Below are 6,714 nucleotides of genomic sequence, written 5' to 3'. Positions count from 1 at the left end.
CAAAAAAGAATCAGCACAAGTTTTGCTGATTCTTTTTTTGTGTTTTCAAAGCTTTATGGGAAATAATATATTAAATTAAACAAAACTATGACACAAAATTAGCAAAACTATAACACAAACTTTTAAAAGTAATATTTATAATTTTATTAAAGATTATGAAAGCAGTAAATAAGCCAATTCTAAAGAAATTATATTCATTTGAAAAGCGTTACAAAACTTGGCATGAATATTGCTTTATAAATAAATGAGAAATTCAAAAAAACATAAAAAGTAGTTACTAATTAGTTAAATAAAAAAAGGAGGGGAAAATTTGTACGAAATAATTGTAGCAACACATGGGAAACTTTCAGAAGGATTTAGAGATACTATTGATATGGTAATGGGTGAACGAAAAGGATTATATTTCATAGAGTTCTCACAGAATGATGAAATAGAAAATTTGAGAGAAAAGTTCATAAATATTACCAATAGTATAAAAGATGAAAATGAAATATTGATTCTAACAGACTTATTTGGAGGTACTCCATGTAATACAGCAATAAAAATAGCATTAGAAAGTGAACTAAGGATAAAAATATTATCTGGAGTTAATTTACCTATGCTTATAGAGGCTGTTTTAAATCAAGACAGTATTTTAGATGAAGTTATTGAATCAATCTTGAGTTCTTCAAAACAAGGTATAATGAATATTGATTTAAATTCTCAAGTATCAATTGAAGATGAGTAAAAATTAAGGAGGAAAACAATATGAAAGTTGAATTTTGGCAAATTATACTATTAACTTTATATGCTTGGCTTGCAGTTTGGGATTCATTAAATCCACAAATTGGCTTCAATAAACCCGTAATAGCTGGATGTTTTGCAGGCTTAGTGCTAGGAGATATAACAACTGGCTTAGCTGTTGGAGGAACATTACAACTTATGATTCTTGGTGTAGGAACTTATGGTGGAGCTACTGTTCCGGATTATATGTCAGGAGCACTAATAGGAACAGCTTTTGCAGTAATTTCTAATCAAGGACTAGAATTTGCTTTAGGACTGGCAGTACCAATTGGATTATTATTAGTACAATTTGATATATTAGCAAGATTTTCAAATACAGTGTTATTACACAAAGCTGAAGCTTATGTTGAAAAAAGACAATATAGAAAAATGGAAATAATGAATTTATTAGGAATAGTAACATGGGGATTATCTAGAACTATACCAGTATTTTTTGCATTATACTTTGGAAATGATATAGTACAAAATATTTTAAATATTTCACCTGAATGGTTACTTGGAGGACTTAAAGTTGCTGGAAGTGTATTACCTGCTTTAGGGGTAGCTATATTATTAAGATATTTACCAGTTCAAAATTTTATTGGATATTTATTAATTGGTTTTGTAATAGCAGCTTATTTATCAGTACCAATGTTAGGAGTTGCAATAGTCGGAGCAGGATTAGCAATTATAAATTATAAAAGATCATCAAAGGTAGTTAAAGAATCTGTAAATTATGTTCCAGTTTCAAGTGAAGGGGGAATAATAGATGAAGACGAATAATAATAAAGTTTTAAGTAAAAGTGATATTAATAAAGTTTGTTGGAGATGGATTCTCAATGGTGAAAGTGGTTGGACTTATGAAAAGATGCAAGGGTTATGTTATGCATATACTATGATGCCTGCATTGAGAAAAATGTATAAAGATGATGATGAACTAAATATGGCAATTAAAAATCATCTTCAATTTTTTAATTGTAATCCAACTACAGCTCAATTTCTGTTAGGAGCTAACCTAGCAATAGAAGAGGAAAGTGGAATAGAAGGCAAAGAGGCAATAGCATCAATTAAAACTGGATTAATGGGACCATTAGCAGGAGTTGGAGATACTTTATTCGGGGTAATATGGGAAACTGTATTAGGTTCCGTTGCAGCTTATATGGCACTGCAAGGAAGTTATTTTGGAGTAATCATTTGGATAATTGCAGGTTTAATAAAATTATTTATTTCTAAAGCATTTATAAATATAGGATATAGAGAAGGTACTAAGTTAGTTGAAAATATTGGTGGAAAATTAAAGAATATAACAGAAGCTGCTAATATTTTAGGATTAACAGTAATTGGAGCATTAATTCCAACTGTAGTTAGTTTAAAAACATCCTATGTATTTCAACAAGGTGACGTTAAAATGGAGCTTCAATCTATATTAGATCAAATTATGCCAGGATTAATTCCAGTTGCTTTAGTTGCATTTGTATATTGGATATTAGGAAAGAAGAAAATGACTTCAACAAAGACAATTATTTTATTAATAGTAATTTCAATTGTAATTCATATATTGGGAATTGCTTAATAGTAAGGAGTGAATAAGTATGAATAGTATAGTACACATAAGAATAGATGATAGATTATTACATGGACAAGTAGTTAACTTTTGGGGGACATCCTTAAAAGTAGGTAGAATAATGGTAGTTAATGATGAAGTTGCTAATGATGAGATGCAAAAGTCAATCTTAAGGATGGTTGCGCCATCAGGAGTTAGAACATCAATAATTACTAAGGAAAAAGCGGCTAGCAACATATTAAATAATAGATATGAAGGCCAAAGAGTAATGATGATTGTTAAAAGTCCAAAGGATATATTAGATTTAATGGATCTTGGGTTAGATATAAAAGAAGTAAATGTAGGAAACATGGCTAATAGAAAAGATACTATACAAATAAAGAAGTCTATAAGTTTAACAAAAGAAGAATTTAATGATTTTGAGGAGTTAGAAAAAAGAGGAGTAGTATTGACAGCTATAATGGTTCCTGACGAAAAGAAAACTTATCTAAAAGAATATATGGAAAAAGCTAAAAAAGATAAATAAAAAATATATTAATATTGAGAGGAGATAGAAATGGGCGTATTAACAGATAGATATTTTAAAGCTATAGATGATTTACTAGAGAAGTTAAAGATAGATCAAAATGAAAATATTATGAAAGCAGCTGAAATAATAGCAAACAGCGTAATGAATGGAGGTATTATTCAAACTTTTGGAAGTGGACATTCATATGGAACTGCTTTAGAGATATCAGGCAGAACAGGAGGATTAATTCCTACAAAGCTTTTAAGAGAACCTTCCACAGGGATATATGAGAGAATTGAAGGTGTAGGAGAAACATTTGCTAAGGAATGTGATTTTAGACAAGAAGATTGCATTGTTATAATATCCAACTCAGGAAGAAATCCTATAAGCATAGAAATCGCTAAAGTAGCGAAGGAAAATGGTTTAAAGATAATAGTATTAACTTCATATGAAGTATCAAAAAATATTGAATCAAGACATTCCTCAGGCAAAAAGCTTTTTGATTATGCAGATGTAATTTTAGATAATATGGGGGTATATGGGGATTCTGCGCTTGAAGTTGAAGGAATACCAGTTAAAGTTGGGGCTACTTCATCTATAGCTGGAGCTATGCTTTTAAATTCAGCAGTTCTTGAATCAATGGATATAATGTTAAAGCAAGGTTTTACACCTCCTATATTTATGAGTGCTAATATTGATGGTGGGCTTGAGTACAATGACAAATTATTATGTAAGTATAAAGATAGATTAAATAGATTATAGAGTAATATTGGAGGATATCAAATGATAGTTAGACCAGAGTTAAGAATAGAGAAGTTTGAGCAGATGGCGTTTGGATTATTTATTCATTGGGGGTTATATTCGCTAAAAGAATCTGGTGAATGGCTTATGGAAATACATGGCATACCTTCAGAGGAATATGAAAAGTATGCAAAGAAATTTACAGCAGAAAAGTATAACCCTAGAAATATAACAAAGCTTGCAAAAAAGGTTGGAATTAAATATATAGTTCTTACAACTAAACATCATGAAGGCTTCTTCTTATACGATACTAACGGACTTTCAAATTACGATGCACCTCATAGTGGGGCTAAAAGAGATTTATTAAAAGAATTTTTAGAAGCTTGTAGAGAAGATGGTATAGTTCCTATACTTTACCATGCAACCTTAGATTGGCATGAAAAAAATTATAAAACTGATTTTAACACTTATCTTGAGTATTTAAGAAAATCTGTAGAAATTCTTTGCACAAGGTATGGAGAAATAGGTGGATTTTGGTTTGATGGAAATTGGGACAAGAGAGGTGCAGATTGGAAGCTTGATGAATTATATGGAACTATAAGAAAATATCAGCCTAATGCAATGATAATAAACAATACTGGTTTAAGTAGACGTGGACAACTTGAGCATAATGAAATAGATAGTGTTACTTTCGAACAAGGATTACCAACGCCTATAGATAGAAGCAATATGAGTAAGTATGTATCAGGAGAAATGTGTCAAACTATGAATTCCCATTGGGGAATTGCTAAAAATGATTTTAATTACAAATCAACAGCTCAGCTTATAGAAACACTATGTGCATGTAGAAAAGTCGGGGCAAATTATCTTCTGAATGTTGGGCCTGATAAAGATGGAAATATAACAAGAATGCAAGAAGCTATGCTTGAGGTTATAGGACAATGGATGAATATTAATGGTAAAGCTATATACGAAGGAAAACCTTGTGAAATAAAGTCTCAAGGAAAGGATTTTGCATTAAAAACTAAGGAAGGAAAAATATATCTGTTTATTCATGATTTAAAAATCGTTGGAAATAAAAATGTTACATTAGGAGGAGAAGGAGATAATCCAAGAACTTTTACTAATTTCTTTGAAAAAGTAAATGGAATCAGATGGATAGATAATAATGAAGATCTAAAATTCACTCAAAATAATGAAGCAGGTTTATTATGTATGAATGCAACAGGATATAAATATGGAACGAATTTAGTTGTTAGAGTAGCAGAAATATATTAATAAGAACCACCCGATAAACGGGTGGTTTATTATATTATTATAACTATCTGTTATTCGTTCTTAAAACGGATTTGATACTAAAATATTTTTTGACTTTTAATCACATAATTTTTTAAATATTTTTTCTAATAGCAGTGTTTATTTTTCTTCTGAAAATGGTAAAAATCTATGTTATATTTATAAAACTTGCAATATTTACAAAATCACGATAAGTTTATAAAAGAGTTTTATTTATGCTCATTACTAGAGATCTTGTGAAATTATAGTTTTAATTAGTGGTATTCTAAATATATTAATAGTGGACATTTGAAATTTTTCACTTCAAATGTCTATGTTTTTGTATAAAGAATACCATAGGTTTTACCTGTGGTTCCGGAAGGCTTTTAGCTATGAGTATAAAAAAGCCTCCAATAGGAAGGATGCAGGTTTGCCGACTACAACTAACAAAGGAGGCATATCCAAAAGAATAATATTAATTTCTATATATCTAAAGATAAGATATTATTTTTAGATGATATATTTACATCATCTATCATTATTCCAACTAAAGAAAGATATCTTTCGGCATCGCTTTATCCACCTAAGTGCCAATAGTATTCTTCCACTTCATGTTGTCTTTGGGTATTTAATATTGTTTTTAGCCTATTTAATTCAGTATCATCAATATTATGAACTTCTCCAGAGATAAGAAAAAAGTTTTATTTTCATCTCTATGTAAGTTAACCTGAATATTTTTTGAATCTAACTTATATAAATAGGTCATTAATTCATTAATAAAATGTGTAGCATTTCAATTTACTTGTCCACTTTCTTTAAAGGCTTTTAGAACTGGAACAAGTAGCATTGCTACAAATCCTGCCCCTAAGCCGTTATTGTATAGATTTAATCCACCATGAAGGTATCCAATATTACTAACCATATTTACATGAAGGACACCAGCTAATATTCCTGCTATCCAGCCAAATTTTCCTGCAATAGGAGCAAGGGCTGTTGAAAATAGTATTGATAATATTAAGGATGGAGAATTTATAGGATCAATGTTAATAAAGGCACCAATTAAAGCTCCTATAATAACTGGGATAACGTTCTGTAAATGTTTACCAAAAGCTCCGAAACCAATAATAGTGAAGATTGCAGAGATAGTTGGTCCATTTAAGTCACCATTGACAATTAAAACTAAGGTTGTGGATAATAAACCTAAGATTCCCATATTAAAGTAAGTGGTTTGTCCAAAATCTTGGTAGAAATCACTAGGTAAAATTCCTGATTTCTTAAAGATATTCTTCATATCTGTAATTAGGTTTTTATTTTTGTATAAACCAATAATAGTTAAAAATATTGATGTGGAAAATAATATTATAGAAAATATGCGATTTGAACCTACATTCCATATTAATCTTGATGGAAATTCTATGCCTAAAGCTCGTAAGATTGCCATTAATAGAGTAGCAAATAATCCAGCTGCAAATCCTACGTTATACAGGTTGTACCCACTATGAGAATTGAAACAATGATTAGCTATAGGAGGCAATATAAAACCTGTAAATACTCCAAGAGAGAAGCCAAGAATTATTGCAGAATAACTAGGAAAATGTCCGGTGTAGCTAAATTGACTTACTGTAGGTGCAAGGGTAGTTGAAAGAAGTGCTGTTAATACATACTTTGAAAATGGTTCTTTTTTATATTTTGAATATAAATAGACGCCAATCATAATAGGCCAAATATTCAGTATATTTTTCCCGAAGAAAGCAAACCCTTTAATTAGCCAGATTGACATTATAATAGCGCCATTTGGTTTAACTTTTAAAAGAATTAATATAATCATAGGAATAAAGCTTGTCAGACTAGAATTAATTAGAGC

At 29.9% G+C, this 6,714-nt stretch carries 7 protein-coding genes; 6 read left to right on the top strand and 1 reads right to left on the bottom strand.

Annotated features, from left to right (window positions below; translation table 11 throughout):
- Positions 1-310 precede the first annotated feature (310 nt).
- The 6 genes from E6248_RS11320 to E6248_RS11295 are packed head-to-tail and all read left to right on the top strand — an operon-like array spanning position 311 to position 4,853.
- Positions 311-727 carry a PTS sugar transporter subunit IIA gene (locus tag E6248_RS11320; protein ID WP_316340908.1) on the top strand — a complete coding sequence of 139 codons (417 nt, stop codon included), beginning with the start codon at positions 311-313 and terminating at the stop codon, positions 725-727.
- A gap of 20 nt (positions 728-747) precedes the next feature.
- A complete protein-coding gene (locus E6248_RS11315) occupies positions 748-1,545 on the top strand; it encodes a PTS sugar transporter subunit IIC (RefSeq protein ID WP_316340907.1) in 798 nt (265 codons plus the stop codon).
- Positions 1,532-2,335 carry a PTS system mannose/fructose/sorbose family transporter subunit IID gene (locus tag E6248_RS11310; protein ID WP_316340906.1) on the top strand — a complete coding sequence of 268 codons (804 nt, stop codon included), beginning with the start codon at positions 1,532-1,534 and terminating at the stop codon, positions 2,333-2,335. The genes E6248_RS11315 and E6248_RS11310 overlap by 14 nt, the downstream gene beginning before the upstream one ends.
- Before the next feature lie 19 nt (positions 2,336-2,354).
- Complete coding sequence (locus E6248_RS11305; protein WP_316340905.1) at positions 2,355-2,852, top strand: PTS sugar transporter subunit IIB; 498 nt, start codon at positions 2,355-2,357, stop codon at positions 2,850-2,852.
- Between the two features lie 30 nt (positions 2,853-2,882).
- Positions 2,883-3,596 (top strand): SIS domain-containing protein, encoded by a 714-nt coding sequence (locus E6248_RS11300; protein ID WP_316340904.1) that lies wholly within the window; start codon positions 2,883-2,885, stop codon positions 3,594-3,596.
- 21 nt (positions 3,597-3,617) lie between these two features.
- Positions 3,618-4,853 (top strand): alpha-L-fucosidase, encoded by a 1,236-nt coding sequence (locus E6248_RS11295; protein ID WP_316340903.1) that lies wholly within the window; start codon positions 3,618-3,620, stop codon positions 4,851-4,853.
- A gap of 790 nt (positions 4,854-5,643) precedes the next feature.
- Here E6248_RS11295 and E6248_RS11290 read toward each other — a convergent pair.
- Positions 5,644-6,714: DUF1576 domain-containing protein (locus E6248_RS11290; protein ID WP_316340902.1), on the bottom strand; the 1,071-nt coding region annotated here is incomplete at its 5' end.

This window comes from Clostridium sp. (assembly GCF_032552055.1).
Classification (GTDB): Bacteria; Bacillota; Clostridia; order Clostridiales; family Clostridiaceae; genus Clostridium.
This window is presented reverse-complemented; position numbering and strand designations above follow the sequence as displayed.

Bases quoted from the DNA above. Each gene is read 5' to 3' on its own strand.
- E6248_RS11315 (WP_316340907.1), top strand. From the start codon at position 748: ATGAAAGTTGAATTTTGGCAAATTATACTATTAACTTTATATGCTTGG.
- E6248_RS11310 (WP_316340906.1), top strand. From the start codon at position 1,532: ATGAAGACGAATAATAATAAAGTTTTAAGTAAAAGTGATATTAATAAA.
- E6248_RS11305 (WP_316340905.1), top strand. From the start codon at position 2,355: ATGAATAGTATAGTACACATAAGAATAGATGATAGATTATTACATGGA.
- E6248_RS11300 (WP_316340904.1), top strand. From the start codon at position 2,883: ATGGGCGTATTAACAGATAGATATTTTAAAGCTATAGATGATTTACTA.
- E6248_RS11295 (WP_316340903.1), top strand. From the start codon at position 3,618: ATGATAGTTAGACCAGAGTTAAGAATAGAGAAGTTTGAGCAGATGGCG.